The 16,480-nt window shown below is 46.3% G+C and carries 17 protein-coding genes; 16 read left to right on the forward strand and 1 reads right to left on the reverse strand.

Translation table 11 applies throughout. The features are described from left to right. The first annotated feature begins 9 nt into the window (after window positions 1-9). The 13 genes from QWY16_RS08580 to QWY16_RS08640 all read left to right on the forward strand — a co-directional run bounded on the left by QWY16_RS08580 (window position 10) and on the right by QWY16_RS08640 (window position 11,856). On the forward strand, window positions 10-408 hold the full coding sequence (locus QWY16_RS08580; protein WP_300992721.1) for an Asp23/Gls24 family envelope stress response protein: 399 nt from the start codon (window positions 10-12) through the stop codon (window positions 406-408). Between the two features lie 199 nt (window positions 409-607). Next, entirely contained in the window at window positions 608-997 is a 390-nt protein-coding gene (nusB, locus tag QWY16_RS08585; RefSeq protein WP_300992724.1) for a transcription antitermination factor NusB, read from the forward strand. Between the two features lie 15 nt (window positions 998-1,012). Further along, on the forward strand, window positions 1,013-1,888 hold the full coding sequence (gene folD / locus QWY16_RS08590; protein WP_300992726.1) for a bifunctional methylenetetrahydrofolate dehydrogenase/methenyltetrahydrofolate cyclohydrolase FolD: 876 nt from the start codon (window positions 1,013-1,015) through the stop codon (window positions 1,886-1,888). A gap of 70 nt (window positions 1,889-1,958) precedes the next feature. Further along, on the forward strand, window positions 1,959-3,296 hold the full coding sequence (gene xseA, locus QWY16_RS08595; protein WP_300992728.1) for an exodeoxyribonuclease VII large subunit: 1,338 nt from the start codon (window positions 1,959-1,961) through the stop codon (window positions 3,294-3,296). Between the two features lie 21 nt (window positions 3,297-3,317). Beyond that, window positions 3,318-3,554 (forward strand): exodeoxyribonuclease VII small subunit, encoded by a 237-nt coding sequence (xseB, locus tag QWY16_RS08600; RefSeq protein WP_300992730.1) that lies wholly within the window; start codon window positions 3,318-3,320, stop codon window positions 3,552-3,554. After that, the gene (locus QWY16_RS08605; protein WP_300992732.1) at window positions 3,551-4,429 is read left to right on the forward strand and encodes a polyprenyl synthetase family protein; all 879 of its coding nucleotides are present in this window, start codon (window positions 3,551-3,553) and stop codon (window positions 4,427-4,429) included. Before xseB ends, QWY16_RS08605 begins: the two co-directional genes overlap by 4 nt. Window positions 4,430-4,520: 91 nt before the next feature. After that, window positions 4,521-6,422, forward strand: a complete 1,902-nt coding sequence (gene dxs / locus QWY16_RS08610; protein WP_300992734.1) for a 1-deoxy-D-xylulose-5-phosphate synthase — start codon at window positions 4,521-4,523, stop codon at window positions 6,420-6,422. After that, entirely contained in the window at window positions 6,422-7,243 is an 822-nt protein-coding gene (locus tag QWY16_RS08615) for a TlyA family RNA methyltransferase (protein ID WP_300993356.1), read from the forward strand. Before dxs ends, QWY16_RS08615 begins: the two co-directional genes overlap by 1 nt. A gap of 207 nt (window positions 7,244-7,450) precedes the next feature. Further along, complete coding sequence (gene ahrC, locus QWY16_RS08620; protein ID WP_036809248.1) at window positions 7,451-7,900, forward strand: transcriptional regulator AhrC/ArgR; 450 nt, start codon at window positions 7,451-7,453, stop codon at window positions 7,898-7,900. Window positions 7,901-7,916: 16 nt separating this feature from the next. Then, window positions 7,917-9,614 (forward strand): DNA repair protein RecN, encoded by a 1,698-nt coding sequence (gene recN, locus QWY16_RS08625; RefSeq protein ID WP_300992736.1) that lies wholly within the window; start codon window positions 7,917-7,919, stop codon window positions 9,612-9,614. Between the two features lie 35 nt (window positions 9,615-9,649). Further along, a complete protein-coding gene (gene spo0A / locus QWY16_RS08630; protein ID WP_300992738.1) occupies window positions 9,650-10,408 on the forward strand; it encodes a sporulation transcription factor Spo0A in 759 nt (252 codons plus the stop codon). A gap of 135 nt (window positions 10,409-10,543) precedes the next feature. Then, entirely contained in the window at window positions 10,544-11,011 is a 468-nt protein-coding gene (locus tag QWY16_RS08635) for a plastocyanin/azurin family copper-binding protein (protein WP_300992740.1), read from the forward strand. A 110-nt stretch (window positions 11,012-11,121) separates the two neighbouring features. After that, entirely contained in the window at window positions 11,122-11,856 is a 735-nt protein-coding gene (locus QWY16_RS08640; protein ID WP_300992741.1) for a glycerophosphodiester phosphodiesterase, read from the forward strand. A gap of 33 nt (window positions 11,857-11,889) precedes the next feature. Here the strand turns inward: QWY16_RS08640 and QWY16_RS08645 are convergent, their stop codons facing one another. After that, window positions 11,890-12,123 carry a DUF2627 domain-containing protein gene (locus QWY16_RS08645; protein ID WP_300992743.1) on the reverse strand — a complete coding sequence of 78 codons (234 nt, stop codon included), beginning with the start codon at window positions 12,121-12,123 and terminating at the stop codon, window positions 11,890-11,892. Between the two features lie 125 nt (window positions 12,124-12,248). On the opposite strand from QWY16_RS08645, the gene QWY16_RS08650 reads away from it, so the two are divergent. From QWY16_RS08650 to QWY16_RS08660, 3 genes are all read left to right on the forward strand, one after another. Then, entirely contained in the window at window positions 12,249-14,294 is a 2,046-nt protein-coding gene (locus QWY16_RS08650; RefSeq protein WP_300992745.1) for a sigma 54-interacting transcriptional regulator, read from the forward strand. A gap of 132 nt (window positions 14,295-14,426) precedes the next feature. After that, a complete protein-coding gene (gene yqiS / locus QWY16_RS08655; protein WP_300992747.1) occupies window positions 14,427-15,335 on the forward strand; it encodes a phosphate butyryltransferase in 909 nt (302 codons plus the stop codon). A gap of 19 nt (window positions 15,336-15,354) precedes the next feature. Then, window positions 15,355-16,458, forward strand: coding sequence for a Leu/Phe/Val dehydrogenase (locus tag QWY16_RS08660; protein WP_300992748.1), 1,104 nt, complete (start codon window positions 15,355-15,357; stop codon window positions 16,456-16,458). The last annotated feature ends 22 nt before the right edge of the window (window positions 16,459-16,480 follow it).

Consider the following 16,480-nt stretch of genomic DNA (forward strand, 5'->3'; position numbering starts at 1 on the left):
AATGGCACCATGGCAGAAAAAACAGCACCCTATGTACAAATGAAACCAAGCGGCAAGCAGAATTTAGGCAATATTGAAGTGGCGCCTGAAGTTCTGGAAATTATTGCAAGCATCGCCGCAACCGATATTGAAGGTGTTGCCAGCATGCGAGGGAATTTTGCTTCCGGCGTTGCAGAACGCCTTGGAAAAACGGTTCATGGCAAAGGCGTCAAAACCGATCTTTCAGAAGAAGGATTGATGATTGACGTTTATTGTGTGATGGATTATGGCGTCTCTATTCCGCAAACAGCATTGAAAGTCCAGGAACAGGTACGGCAAACACTGGAAAATATGACTTCTCTTCAGACACAGGAAGTAAATGTCCATATTACAGGGATTCATTTTGAAACTCAGCATTCAGAAGAGTAAGAATAGAGAAGCCGTCTGTTAAGCCTTTTCGGCTTAACAGGCGGCTTTTTCTTTTCGGCTTAAATCCGCTTAAGCAAAGCCGAAAAGAGCAAGAACCACTTCGGTTGCATAAATTATCTAAACATTTCAAACATGGAAGTTCGCGTGTATTACCTGTATAATGAGTGATAATTAGTACGAAAAGGAGACCGGATATTATATGAAACGACATGAAGCACGCGAAAAGGCGCTCCAGACCTTATTTCAGGTGGATGGAACGGAGCTGACCATTACAGAAGCCAGTGAACATGTGATGGGGCTAGAGCGGGATAATTTCTATGAATTGCTGGTGGAAGGAACTCATGCCAATTTGGCGGCAATTGATGAAAAGTTGAAAGGGCATCTGGAAAACTGGTCACTTGAACGTTTGCCGAAAGTGGAGCGGACGATTCTGCGTATGGCCGTTTTTGAACTGGCCTTTATGGAAGACGCACCCGCCAGCGTTATAATGAATGAAGCGATTGAACTCAGCAAAACTTTTGGAGATGACAAGTCAAGCCGATTTGTGAACGGCGTATTGTCTAAATTCACTGACGAACTAGCAAACTAAATTGGGGGAATTTTAATGACTGCGAAAACTATTGATGGAAAAGCAGTAAGCCTTAAAATTAAAGAGCAAGTAAAGACGCGAGTGGAAAAACTGAAAGAACAAGGAATCGTTCCGGGATTGGCCGTTGTGCTGGTCGGTGAAGATTCAGCTTCCCATACATATGTCAAAAACAAGAAAAAAACATGTGAGGCTCTGGGAATGCGTTCGGATTTGCATCAATTTCCCGATACGCTGGAGGAAGCAGAACTGCTTTCCGTCATCGATGATTTGAACAAAGACCCGGATATCCACGGCATTTTGGTGCAGCTCCCTTTGCCAAAACAAATCGACGAGTTTAAAGTGATCCAAGCGATCGATCCGTCCAAAGACGTGGATGGCTTCCATCCGGTTTCCGTAGGCAATATGGTGATCGGCAAAGAAGCCTTTTTGCCTTGTACGCCTCATGGCATCATGAAATTGCTGGAGCATTATGGCATCAATCCAGCAGGAAAACATACGGTGGTCATCGGACGCAGCAATATTGTCGGAAAACCGATTGGCCAATTGATGCTGCAGCAAGATGCGACCGTTACGTATTGCCATTCCAAAACAGCCGATTTGGCCTCTTTTACAAGACAAGCGGATATTTTGGTTTCTGCAATCGGCAAAGCCAAATTAATTGACCATAGCTTTGTTAAGCCAGGAGCTGTAGTGATAGATGTCGGCATGAACCGTGACGAAAACGGCAAATTATGCGGTGATGTGGATCTTGCGGATGTCCAGGAAACGGCTTCTTTCCTGACACCGGTGCCTGGGGGCGTTGGCCCTATGACGATTGCCATGCTGATGGAGAATACCGTGCAGTCGGCTGAAAATGGGTTGTTGAAAGACAAAAACATAGAAACCATGTAAAATAAGTAGAAAAGAGGCTGTTTTTCGAAAGAAAGACAGCTTTTTAATTTTCAAGATTGGGGTTGAAATTTTGGCTACCGACCCGTATTTATCCGTTAAAGCGTTAACCAAATACATAAAAAAGAAATTCGATGCTGATCCACATTTACGGGACGTCTACGTCAAAGGGGAATTATCGAATGTCAAAATCCATACGAGCGGGCATATTTATTTCACACTGAAAGACAATTCGGCCCGATTACCAGCGGTGATGTTCTCGGCTAATGCGCGGACTGTGAAATTCAAACCGGAAAGCGGAATGACCGTGCTGATCCGCGGTGACGTCACCGTTTACGAAGCATCCGGCCAATACCAGCTGTATGCGCAGTCGATGCAGGCTGACGGCATCGGCGACTATTACCTGGCTTTTGAACAGCTGAAAGAAAAGCTGGCGGCAGAAGGCCTGTTTAATGCTGTCCATAAAAAGCCCTTTCCGCGTTTTCCGCGTAAAATCGCGGTGGTGACAGCGCCAACAGGAGCGGCTGTACGCGATATTTGCATTACACTCCATCGCCGTTATCCTCTGGCGAAAATCGTTATTTACCCGACGCTTGTGCAAGGGGCGCAGGCAGTCCAATCAATTGTTCAGTCAATCCAAGCCGCCAACAAGTCTGATTATGATGTCATGATTGTCGGACGCGGAGGCGGCTCTATCGAAGATTTATGGGCTTTCAACGAAGAAGCGGTCGCACGGGCGATTTTCCAGTCGCGTATTCCGGTCATTTCTGCCGTCGGCCATGAAACCGATACGACCATCGCTGATTTTGTAGCGGATTTGCGGGCAGCAACACCGACGGCGGCAGCGGAACTCGCTGTACCGAGCAAGGCGGAATTGCTGGAACGTTTGCTGAGTTACCAAACAGCCATGTACCGCATGGCTTCAAATACGATTACTAAAGATAAGACGGCTTTAAACCGGGTGACCTCTTCTATGCCGTTTGCTTATCCTGATCGGCTTTACCGGCCGTTTATCGAACGGGTCGAACGGGCAACGGATTCTTTGCAGCGCGAAGTGATTCAGAATTACAGGCGCTCCAGAGAACGGCATGCCAATATCGAAAAGCAGCTGGCCAGCCGGAGTCCGATTAATTCAATCAAACAATCTTCAGTTGACCTTGAGCATCTGCAAAAGCGCCTTGATGGCCTGATTAGCCAGTCCTTGAAAAACCGGTCCCAGCAGTTATCCTCGGCGATGCGGACACTCGATGCCTTAAGCCCGTTGAAAATCATGGACCGCGGCTATACAATTGCGTATAAAGGCAGCCAAGTTGTAAAAAGTGTGGCACAAATTGAAGAAGGCGAAAAGCTGACGATTGCGATGAAAGACGGGAGTTTGTCAGCAACCGTAACGGAACGGAACGCATTTTAACAAACAAAGGAGACAATTGAAATGGCTGAAAAAGAGATCATGTTCAATCAAGCGATGGAACAACTGGAAGAGATCGTGCGTCAATTAGAGCAAGGCGATGTGCCGCTCGAAGAAGCGCTGACTTTATATCAAAAAGGAATGGAACTTTCGAAAGTCTGCCATGACAAACTGCAAAATGCGGAAAAACAATTGGTAACGATGATGAAAGATGGAAAAGAAGTGTCAGTGGACATAGAAACGGATGGTACAGCGAAATGAACTTAACCCAATTCCAAGCACATTATGAACCATTAATCCAAAAAGAGTTATCCGATTTGATCCAGTCCCTGGCTATTCCAGTTTCATTAAAAGAATCGATGGATTATTCCCTTCAAGCAGGCGGAAAAAGAATCCGCCCTGTTTTAATGCTGGCCGTTCTTCATGAACTGGACGGCGACCATCCGGAAGCATTAAAAGTGGCTGCGGCGATTGAAATGATCCATACGTATTCACTGATCCATGACGATTTGCCGAGCATGGACAATGACGATTTGCGGCGCGGCATGCCAACAAACCATAAAGTTTTCGGCGAAGCAGTGGCCATTCTGGCAGGAGATGCGCTATTGACTTATAGCTTCGGCATCGTGGCAAGGCTGCAGCATGTATCAAGCGATGACAAAGTCCGTCTTATTGACTTGATGAGTGTGGCCTCAGGCGCGGAAGGCATGGTCGGCGGCCAAGTACTGGACATTGAAGGTGAAGAGAAGAGATTGTCACTGGAAGAACTGGAACAAGTCCACCGTTTGAAAACGGGCGCCTTATTGACTTACAGCATTTTGGCAGGAGCAATTTTAGGAAAAGCGACGCCTGAAGAAATGCTGGCACTCAGCAAATTTGGGGAACATCTTGGCCTCGCGTTTCAGATTCAAGACGATATTCTCGATGTCACGGGAACCTCCCAAGAGCTGGGGAAAACAGCAGGCAAAGATGAATCAAGCGAGAAAAGCACGTATCCCAGCTTGTTGACTTTGCCAAAAGCAAAAGAAAAACTGGATTATCATGCGGCAGAAGCACTCGATGCCATCAAACTGCTCGAAGGCGAAAAACCGCTTTTGAAAGAATTGACGGCGTTGATCGTGAAAAGAAAAAGCTGAATTTCGTCTCTCGAATTTGTACATTGGAGAGAGATTGCTATAATGGAAACAGGCTATTTTATGGAAAAATTTAAAAAAGGTGTGTGATGGAATGGATCTGCATACGATTACTAGTCCATCTTTCTTAAAAGAGCTGGACAATAAACAGCTCGTTCGATTAAGTGAAGATATCCGGCAATTTTTAATAGAAAACCTCTCTCGGACAGGCGGCCATATTGGACCGAACCTGGGTGTTGTTGAATTGACACTTGCTTTGCACAAGGTCTTTGACAGCCCTGCAGATAAATTCATCTGGGATGTGGGACACCAGTCCTATGTGCATAAAATTTTGACGGGCCGTGCCAGCCAGTTTGATACGCTGCGCCAGTTCAAAGGTTTATGCGGTTTCCCGAAACGCAATGAAAGCGACCACGATGTTTGGGAAACCGGGCATAGTTCAACTTCATTGTCTGCGGCAATGGGTATGGCGGCTGCGCGCGACATCAAAAAAGCAGACAATCACGTGATTCCGATTATCGGTGATGGCGCGCTGACAGGCGGAATGGCTTTTGAAGCCCTTAACCACATCGGCCATGAAAAAACCAATATGATTATCATTTTGAATGATAACGAAATGTCGATTGCTCCAAACGTTGGAGCCATGCACAGCATGCTTGGCAGAATGCGCACAGCCGGCAAATACAATAAAGTGAAAGACGATCTGGAGTATTTGCTGAAGAAGATCCCGGCAGTCGGAGGCCGGTTAGCCTCCACGGCCGAACGTTTGAAAGACAGCCTCAAATACTTGGTGGTTTCCGGCATGTTCTTTGAAGAACTCGGATTCACTTATCTCGGCCCGATCGACGGACATGATTTAGAGGAATTGGAAGACAATCTTCGTTATGCCAAAAAAACCGAAGGTCCGGTCCTGCTGCATGTCATCACGAAAAAAGGAAAAGGCTTTTTGCCTGCGGAAACCGACACAGTCGGCACTTGGCACGGAACCGGCCCTTATAAAATGGAGACTGGCGATTTGGTTAAATCTTCTAACACGGCACCTTCCTGGAGCGGGTTGGTCGCTGAAACCGTCCGGAAACTTGCGCGGACCGATGAACGCATCGTCGCAATCACGCCGGCAATGCCAGTCGGTTCAAAACTGGTCGGATTCGCATCAGAATTCCCGGACCGCTTTTATGATGTCGGGATTGCAGAGCAGCATGCCGCTACAATGGCAGCGGGGCTTGCCACTCAAGACATGAAACCGTTTTTGGCGATCTACTCGACTTTCCTTCAGCGTGCCTATGACCAAGTGCTCCATGATATTTGCCGCCAGAATCTGAATGTCTTTATCGGCATTGACCGGGCGGGGCTAGTTGGAGCGGATGGCGAGACGCATCAAGGCGTGTTCGATATCGCGTTTCTACGGAATTTGCCGAATATGGTCATCATGATGCCGAAAGATGAGAATGAAGGCCAGCATATGGTTAAAACCGCGATTGATTACAACGGCGGTCCGATTGCACTCCGCTACCCGCGAGGAAACGGGTTAGGCGTGCCGATGGATGAAGAACTGGAAGCATTGCCGATCGGATCGTGGGAAGTGCTCCAAAAAGGGACGGATGCTGTAATTTTGACATTCGGAACCACGATTCCAATGGCGCTGCATGCTGCAGAGCAACTGCGTGAAGAAGGAATTCAGGCTGAAGTGGTCAATGCGCGCTTTATCAAACCGATGGATATCAATATGCTGCATCAGATTTTTGAGCGCAATGTTCCAATCGTCACCATTGAAGAAGCGGTTCTGCAAGGCGGCTTTGGCAGCAGTGTATTGGAGTTTGCTGAAGAAAACCAATACCGCGGCGCTGTGATCGACCGGTTAGGAATTCCGGATCAGTTTATCGAGCACGGCGACGTTGCCGAACTTATGGATGAAATCCATTTGAATAGTGATGAAGTGGTGCGTGTTGTGAAAAAGCGTGTGAAACCGGCTACTAAAGCGGAAACGACTGTATGATGAACAAACCGAAAAAAGAGCGAGTAGATATCCTGTTAGTAGAGCGCGGAATTTGTGAAACACGCGAAAAAGCAAAACGGGCGATTATGGCAGGCATCATCTACTCCAATGAAGTGCGCATGGATCGGCCAGGCGAAAAGATCCCTGAAGATGCTCCGCTTCAAATGAAAGGCAACGACTTGAAGTATGTAAGCCGCGGTGGATTGAAACTGGAAAAAGCATTGGCGGAATTTGACTTGTCAGTCGAAGGCAAGCTGATGCTCGATATCGGTTCTTCAACCGGAGGATTTACGGATTGTGCACTTCAAAACGGCGCAAAACATTGTTATGCGCTTGACGTTGGGTACAACCAGCTGGCTTGGAAAATCCGGCAAGACGAGCGCGTCACCGTTATGGAACGCACAAACTTCCGGCATTCCAAACCGGAAGATTTTACAGAAGGACTGCCTGAATTTGCCACGATTGACGTCAGTTTTATTTCACTGCGCATCATCCTGCCGGTCTTAAAGCAGATTTTAATGCCTGGCGGCGATGTGATTGCTTTAGTAAAACCGCAGTTTGAAGCAGGGCGGGAGTCAGTAGGGAAAAAAGGCATCGTCAGAGACCCGAAAATCCATCGGGAAGTGCTTGCCAAAGTCGGAGGCTTCGCTGTTGATGCCGGCTTCCATTTGAAAAATATGTCTTTTTCCCCCATTACCGGGGGAGAAGGCAATATCGAGTTTTTATTTCATTTGCAATCTGCCCATGAAAGCGAAGAAATCATGCCTCTTTCGGCAGAGCAGATAGCAGAAACAGTGAAAACGGCGCATGAAAAATTATAAACACATTCCACAAGGAATGTGTTTTCTTTTTCGGCCTTGACCGGCGCGTTTAGGACATTAGCCTGCTCCAAGGTTTCCACTAGCTGCAAGGTTTACGTTGCTTGCAGGACTGGATGGGTGTGCCCGCTTTCATTGCTTGTTTTTAGTCCTATTTAAAGGTACGATATTAAATATATAGAATAATTATTCATTCTAGGAGGACTAAAAGTGAACAAAGGTCAACGCCATATAAAAATTCGTGATTTGATTTCCAACCGGGAAATTGAAACACAAGATGAACTCGTGGATTTATTGAAATCTGCCGGCTACGAAGTTACACAAGCTACTGTGTCGCGTGATATAAAAGAATTGCATTTGGTGAAAGTGCCTTTGCAGGATGGACGCTATAAATACAGCTTGCCGGCTGATCAGCGCTTCAACCCGATGCAAAAGCTGCACCGGGCCTTGACCGATGCATTCGTCAGCATTGATGGAGCCAGCCACTTTTTAATTATGAAGACATTGCCGGGAAATGCCCATGCCATCGGCTCTTTAATCGACCATTTGGACTGGGAAGAAATCCTTGGAACGATTTGCGGGGATGATACCTGCTTAATCATTTGCCGTGACACAGAACAGCGGGAAGTATTGAAACAACGATTGATCGAAATGCTATAAAAAGAGGTGGATGGGTATGCTTCGGGAACTGGATATACGCAATTTTGCCATTATTGATGCACTCTCAGTCAGTTTCACAGAAGGATTGACCGTGTTGACCGGGGAAACGGGTGCCGGGAAATCCATTATCATTGATGCTGTGCATTTATTGGCCGGAGGACGAGGAAGCCAAGAATTTATACGCCATGGCGCTAAAAGAGCGGAAATTGAAGGGCTTTTCTCCTTGGAAACTATGCAGCATCCGGTGTTTCGGAAACTAGAGGAATTTGGTATTGACGCCAGTGACGGTGATATTTTGCTGCGCCGGGAACTGAACGATAAGGGGAAAAATGTTTGCCGCATCAACGGGAAACTGGTGACGATTTCGATCTTGCGGGAAGTCGGCGCCGCTTTGATCGATATTCATGGCCAGCATGAAACACAGGAATTGATGGATGAAAAACAGCATGTGTATTTGCTGGATCAATTTGCTGGAAAATCGATTGCCAAAGCGAAGGAAAGCTATCTTCATACCTACGATAAGTACATGAAGCTGAAGCGTGAATTTGCCTCATATAATGAAAACGAGCAGCAGATTGCCCAGCGGATTGACCTTTTGACGTTTCAGCTGCGGGAAATCGAAGCTGCTGAACTGGTTGCGGGAGAAGAAGAAGAGCTGCTGCAAGAACGCAAAAAACTTCAGAATTTCAATAAAATCTATGAGTCGGTGTCCGCCGCGCATGAAGCGATTCAAGGAGAGTCGAAAGGCCTCGACTGGCTGGGTTCTGCAATGTCAGAAATTGAGCATGCAGCTTCGGTGGATGAGGAATTCAGCAGCCACTCCGAAATACTTTCCGGGGCTTTTTATCAGATTCAGGATGTTTCTGGCGAAATCAAGCGTATAATAGATGATATGGAATTCGATCCGGCAAGGCTGAACGAAATCGAGCAGCGTCTGGCGCTTCTTCAATCGTTAAAAAGAAAATATGGGGCTTCTGTAGAAGACATTTTGCTTTATCATGAAACGCAAGTGGATGAGCTCGACCGCTTGATTAATCGTGATCAGCGTTTGCAGCTTGACCAAGCGAAACTCAAGGAACTTACGGAAGACCTCCGCGTGGAAGCGGAAGAGTTGACGCTGTTGCGAAAGAAAGCCGCGAAGGATTTAGGCGAAGCCATTATGGAACAGCTGCAGGCGCTGCATATGGGGAAAGCGTCATTCGAAGTGAATTTCAGTGCATTGCCGAATGGGCGTTTCGACCGGAATGGCCGCGATGCAATTGCTTTTTATATTTCAACCAACCTTGGAGAACCGCTGAAACCACTGACAAAAGTGGCATCAGGCGGAGAGCTTTCAAGAATGATGCTGGCGTTAAAAACGATTTTTTCAAAACACCAAGGCATTACTTCCATCATATTCGACGAAGTGGATACGGGCGTCAGCGGCCGGGTGGCACAGGCAATCGCGGAAAAAATCGCCGCTATTTCCGTCCATTCGCAAGTGCTGTGCATTTCCCATTTGCCGCAAGTTGCGGCTATGGCAGACCAGCATTTATTCATCGAAAAGAATGTGGAAAATCAGCGCACCATAACGACCGTCCATGAACTGGATGGAGATGAACGTACAGAAGAAATGAGCAGAATGCTGTCTGGAGCAGAAATTACAGAATTGACATTGCAACATGCCGAAGAATTGCTGACGCTGGCACGCGACAGAAAACTGACGATGAGGTAGATTTGCAACAAGCGGTCAACAGGGGGAGAAAGTTGATGGATAAGATAAAAATTGCAATCGCAGACGATAATCGCGAATTGGTCAGGCTCATGAGTGATTATTTAAGCGGCCAATCGAACATGGAAATTGTCGCTGTCGCTTATAATGGCAAAACGTGTATCGAGATGCTGAAACAGCATCAAGTGGACGTCTTGGTCCTCGACATCATCATGCCTTATTTAGATGGCATTGCCGTTTTGGATGCCATAAAAGAAGATGAGAATTTGCGCGGGATAGACGTCATCATGCTTTCCGCTTTTGGACAGGAATCGATTATGAGCCAGGCGGCCCAGTACGGCGCTTCGTATTTCATTATGAAACCTTTTGAAACCGCGCGGCTGGCTATCCAGATCAATCATATAATGCAAAACCGAAAAGACGGCAAGAAACCGAAAAACGAAGAAGCTGAAATCGATGAACTGATTACCAGTCTTATTAAAGAAATCGGGGTTCCACCGCATATCAAAGGCTATACTTATTTAAAAGAAGCCGTTTCGCTGGTGCTGAAAAATCCGGATATTTTAAACAAAGTCACGAAAGAGCTGTATCCTGGCATCGCCAAAAACCTCGATTCAACGCCGGCGCGTGTCGAGCGTTCGATTCGCCATGCGATTGAGGTGGTCTGGAGCCGCAATGAAACCCAGCATATTTCCAAACTTTTCGGCTACAGCAAAGAACATTTGGCATCGAAACCGACCAATTCACAGTTTATCGCAATGGTTGCCGATAGCATTCGAATCGAATCTAAATTATAATAAACTGTAAAGAATCCTTGCCATGCAACTGACAAACAACAGCTATTGCCCCAGTTGCATGCAGCCCGGCATGTTAATGTAAATTACCCCGTTGTTTCTTTCTATTGATAAAAAACAAGAAGGGATGAGGTTTACATGTACAAAAGATGGAGCGCGCTTGTTGTTGGGGGCATATTGTTATTGGGAGCATGTGGACAAGAAGAAGCACAGCCTGCAGAAGAAACAACGGATGTAGCGGATCATGAAATGGACAAAGGCGATCATAATGCAGATGGAAAAGCGGCAGAAGATGAACCGGAGTCTTCTTCCGTTGATCAGGCCGAGCCGCCGGAAGCGGCAAGTGGAGAAGCTTCTCCACTATTGGCTCAAGGTGAAACAACTAGTTATATTTTTAATGAAGTGGGAGAATTCCCAATTCATTGTGAGCCGCATCCGAACATGACCATGAAAGTGGTAGTGGAAGAAGGTGCTTCGACTAGCGGGGAAGCGGCAGTGGAGATTGTGGATTTTGCTTATGCTGAAGCCGAACTGACCGTGGCTCCTGGAACGGTCGTAACTTGGACCAACCAGGATACGGTCGAACATAATGTCTTTTTCGAATAACCAGTTGAATATAGGGCCGGGTGTACTGCTGCCCGGCCTTTTTATTTTATAAAAATTTTGGATTTCACTGCAGGATGACACCTGAACTGTATCTTTATAAAGGAAAGAAGATGAGGAAATTGCAGGAAGTGACAGTATATGCTCACCGGGGAGCTTCCAAGTATGCCCTTGAAAATACGTGGAATGCTTTTTACAAAGCCTGCGAATTTAATGTAGGCATTGAATTGGATGTGCAAATCACCAAAGATGGTGTCGTGGTAGTTTTCCATGATGATAATTTAAAGCGGCTCGGAGGCAAAAAGTATAAAATCGAAAACATCTTGTATGAAGAACTGAAAGAGTTGAAGATCGGGAAACGATGGTCGCGGCGTTTTTCAAATGCTCAAATCCCGCTGGCTTACGAAGTATTTCAATGGTCAAAAGAAAAACAAGTGCCTTTGAATATTGAAATGAAAAATTCATTCAGCGCACATCCGGAAGGACCCAAAATTTTAGCTTCCATGCTGGAAGGGTTAGAAAATTTCCATGTATCTTCTTTTAATCCCCATTTGCTGAAAGAAATGAAGCAGCTTATGCCAGCCAGGGAAATGGCGTTGATTATCAAAAAAAGCATCCCACTGGAAGCCATCCGGAAAATGAAATGGATTGATAGCATCCATCTTCATCGGCGATTGTATTCCCTGTCATTTCTTGAAGCGCTTCAAGAAATGAAAAAAAACATCCGGATTTATAACATCATCGGTTCGGAAGCCGCTATGAAAAAAATAGCCCCTGAATTAAAAGGAATCATCACCGATTATCCGGAGCGGATTACAAAAAAATTGCGTCTACCTGTCAAGAGGTAGACGCAATTTTTTATGCCGCGATTAAACTTTCCTTTATTTCTGGAATCGCTTTGAAACCGTTCCTTTTTTGCGGTCCCGGTTCAACAGGAATCCAGCGAAAAATCCGATGCCCAGCACCACGAAAATGGTTCCTAACGTGAATTGAATCCATAAAGCCGGATAAGGCTCCAATAATTTATTGAATAAGGTATCGCGCATCAATTTAATGCCGTATGCAGCCATGATACCAGGAATCAACAAGATAATAAATGCGATTAAACGTCCCATGCTTCCACTCCTTCATCTCTATTGTTTCCAATTCGTTTATAGTTGTCAAGAATCTTATCCTCAGGTACGCTAATGGAGGTAACTGCAAAAAATTGCACATAATTATTGGAAAGGTATGAAGCGGATTGCAAAATGTACTGATTATAGGCGGCGGAGCCGGTGGTTCCGTTATTCTGCAAATGCTGATGGAATCCGAATACTTGAACGTCTATGGAATTGCGGATATTAATTTGGAGGCTCCGGCGGTTCAGAAAGCAAAAAAGTTTGGCATCCCGGTTTCTCAGGACTTTAGGGAATTTAATAAAGACGAAGTGGATATGGTGGTCAACGTGTCTGGCAGCGAAAAAGTGCAGCAGGAGCTCCCGGTTCATTTTCCAAAAAAAACCGTCATTATCCCCGGCAGTATTGCGAATGTCCTGGTCAGATTAATGACGGAGAAACAACATTTCATTTCTTTGTTGCGGGAAGAAAGCCATAAGCAGAATATCATTTTTAATTCGGTGGAAGAAGGCATGGTCGGCATCAATCAGAAGGGGCAGATCAATTTCATCAATAAAAGCGCCGCTCGGATGCTGGAAGTTGAAGCGGAAACGACCATTGGCAGGCCAATCCATGAATATATCACTGCCAGTGAATTGCCGCGCATTTATGAAACCGGCAGAACGGAATTGAATCAGGAATTGATTTTGCCGAACGGCTCGAAAATAGTCACATCCCGTTTTCCGATGGTCGATGAGCACGGTGAAACGATCGGCGCGTTCGCCGTTTTTAAAGACATCACGGAAGTGGTATCGCTTGCCGAGCAAATCACCGATTTGAAAGAAGTCCAGACCATGCTGCAGGCGATTATTCAATCGAGCGACGATGCCATTTCAGTGGTTGATGAAAAGGGCAACGGGCTCTTGGTGAATCCCGCTTATACACGGATTACCGGCCTTCAAATGGAAGACGTCATCGGCATGCCGGCTTCAGCGGATATTTCCGAAGGGGAAAGCATGCACTTGAAAGCGCTTCAAACGCGCAAGCCGTACCGGGGCGTGAACTTGAAAGTAGGGCCGGCAAGCCGTGAAGTCATCGTCAATGTTGCGCCGATCATTGTCGATAATAAATTAAAAGGCAGTGTCGGAGTCATCCATGATACTACGGAAATCCGTTCATTGATGAAAGAATTGGACCGTGCCCGGAGCATCATCCGGACCTTGGAATCGAAATATACGTTTGATGACATCATCGGCTTGAGCTCGGAAATGCAGCTCAGCCTGCAACAAGCGAAACTTGCTGCCCAGACGCTCGTGACGGTTTTGCTGCGCGGGGAATCAGGGACAGGGAAAGAACTTTTTGCCCATGCCATCCATAGCGCAAGCGAGCGGAAATACAATAAATTCGTGCGGGTGAACTGTGCCGCGCTGACTGAGGAATTGCTCGACAGTGAGCTGTTCGGCTACGAAGAAGGAGCATTGCCAGGCATCAAAAGCGGTGAAAAAAGGGGCTTGTTTGAAGAAGCGAACAACGGCAGCATTTTTCTGGATGAAATCGGCGAGCTGTCTCCGATGATCCAAAGCAAACTGCTGCGTGTCCTTCAAGAACATGAAACCTTGCGGATTGGCGGATCGACTCCGATACCCATCAATGTGCGGGTTATTGCTTCCACCAATGCCAATATGGAAAAAGCATTGCTAGAAGGGACATTCCGGGAAGATTTGTATTACCGGCTGAACCGGATGCCGATTCTTATCCCGCCGCTGCGCAAGCGAAAGCAGGACATTCCGAGAATCGTCGACCGCTTATTATTGAAATTGAACCAGGAATACGGCCGGAATATAGAAACGGTGACCGACAAAGCCTTGCAATTATTGCGGGTCTACGATTGGCCTGGCAATGTCCGGGAACTTGAAAATGTCTTGAGCCGGGCCATGATTTTCATGCAAATGAATGATAAAGTCCTGACCGAAGAACATATTCCGTTAAATATGATCAAAGCGGCAGAAGCCAAGCAGGAAGTCACTTTTGAGTCTTCAGTGCCGCTGCAGGAGCAGCTGGATACAATTGAGCGCAAGATTCTTCATCATGCACTGACACAATTTAAAGGCAATAAATCCAAAACCGCCAAACAACTTGAAATTTCACTGCGGACGCTTTATTACAAATTAGAAAAGTATGGCCTTTCATAAGGTTTTGCAAATTCTTGCAGGGTTTTGCAAGAATTTGCAAAGTATTTCAGCTGGAAACATCAATAAAGCGCTTACAAGCCTTATATATTGCGGATTTATCTGTTTTAATTAAAAGGGAATGGGGTGACAATAATGGCCACTTTAGCTGAACTAATGGATGAAATTTCTATTGAAGCAGACAATGCCGTTGCTGTAGCTGCCGCAGCCGATTTAGAAGTGCTTGAAGCCGTCAGTTTGGCAATCGAGCGAGATTTGGCCAGTTTCAGGCTATATGACGATGAAGCGAAGCTGAAACAAATGATCAGCACAAGCTTTCCGCATCTCATTAATCATCCAAAACTATTAATCTTTCATGTCAAAGGGGCAGCCCAGGCAGCCAAAGAAGCGGTCAAATCGGTTTATATGAACGACTCCAGTGTTTTGATGAAAGGCCATATACCGACAGCCGTGCTATTAAAAGCGGTGTTGAATCCAGATTTTGGCTTGCGGACCGGCAATGTATTATCCCACGTGGCAGCTTTTGAAATTGAAGGCTTTGACCGCCTGATTTTCATTACGGATGCCGGGATGAACATCGATCCTGATTTGCAGCAAAAAGCACAAATTATACAAAACGCCGTTCAAATCGCCCGCTCTACTGGCGTCCAATTGCCCATTGTGGCACCGCTGGCCGCAGTGGAAGTGATAAATCCAGCAATGCAAGCGACGCTGGACGCCGCTGCCTTAACGGCGATGAACAAGCGCGGCCAAATTACCGATTGCATCGTCGATGGGCCGCTTGCGCTCGACAATGCCATTTCCCCAATTGCTGCAAAGCATAAAGGCATTACAGGCGACACCGCAGGCAAGGCGGACATTTTGCTGGTGCCCAATATCGAAGCAGGCAACATCCTGTACAAATCATTAGTGTATTTTTCAAAAGCGAAAGTGGGAGGCATCATAGCCGGGGCAAAAGCGCCGATTGTATTGACATCCCGTGCAGACAGCGCTGAAAGCAAATTGTATTCACTGGCACTCGCACTTCGCTCGTCCAACATTTAACGGAACATACTAGGAGGAAATGACAATGGGTATTTTTGAAAAAATGGAACAGCACGATTATGAGCAACTGGTATTTTGCCAAGATAAAACTTCAGGGCTTAAAGCAATCATTTGCATTCACGACACAACTCTTGGGCCGGCACTTGGCGGCACTCGCATGTGGAATTATGCGACGGAAGAAGAAGCAATCGAAGATGCAATCCGCCTTGGCCGCGGAATGACTTATAAAAACGCAGCAGCCGGGCTTAACCTTGGCGGCGGCAAAACGGTTATCATCGGCGATCCGCTAAAAGACAAAAACGAAGAAATGTTCCGTGCATTCGGTCGTTTTATCCAGGGCTTGAACGGTCGTTATATCACAGCGGAAGATGTAGGCACAACTGTTGCTGATATGGACTTGATCCATGAAGAAACTGACTTTGTCACGGGCATCTCTCCGGCGTTCGGTTCTTCAGGAAACCCTTCTCCTGTAACAGCTTACGGCGTATATATCGGCATGAAAGCTGCTGCACTGGAAGCGTTCGGCGACGATTCACTTGAAGGAAAAACGATTGCTGTCCAAGGTGTAGGAAACGTAGCTTATACATTATGCAAACACCTTCACGAAGAAGGCGCTAAATTGATCGTATCTGACATTAACCAAGAAGCAGTACAGCGCGCAGTAAATGACTTTGGAGCGACAGCTGTTGAACCGAATGAGATTTATTCACAAGAAGCCGATATTTTTGCTCCATGTGCGATGGGGGCCATCATCAACGATGACACGATTCCACAATTGAAAGTAAAAGCGGTAGCCGGTTCAGCAAACAACCAATTAAAAGAAGAACGCCATGGTGATGAACTTGAAGCTCGCGGCATCGTTTATGCGCCGGATTTTGTTATTAACTCAGGCGGCGTTATCAACGTTGCAGATGAATTATACGGCTACAATAACGAACGCGCGATGAAACGCGTTGAAACAATCTATGACAGCATTTCGAAAATCTTCGCAATTTCTAAGCGGGACGGCATTCCTAGCTACCAGGCAGCAGACCGCATGGCTGAAGAACGCATTGAACGCGTAAGCAAATCACGCAGCCAGTTCATGCGCAACGAGCACAATATCTTAAGCAGAAGATTTTAAAGAAAAGTGGAAAGAGCCGGTT

The organism is Planococcus shenhongbingii, from assembly GCF_030413635.1.
GTDB lineage: Bacteria > Bacillota > Bacilli > Bacillales_A > Planococcaceae > Planococcus > Planococcus shenhongbingii.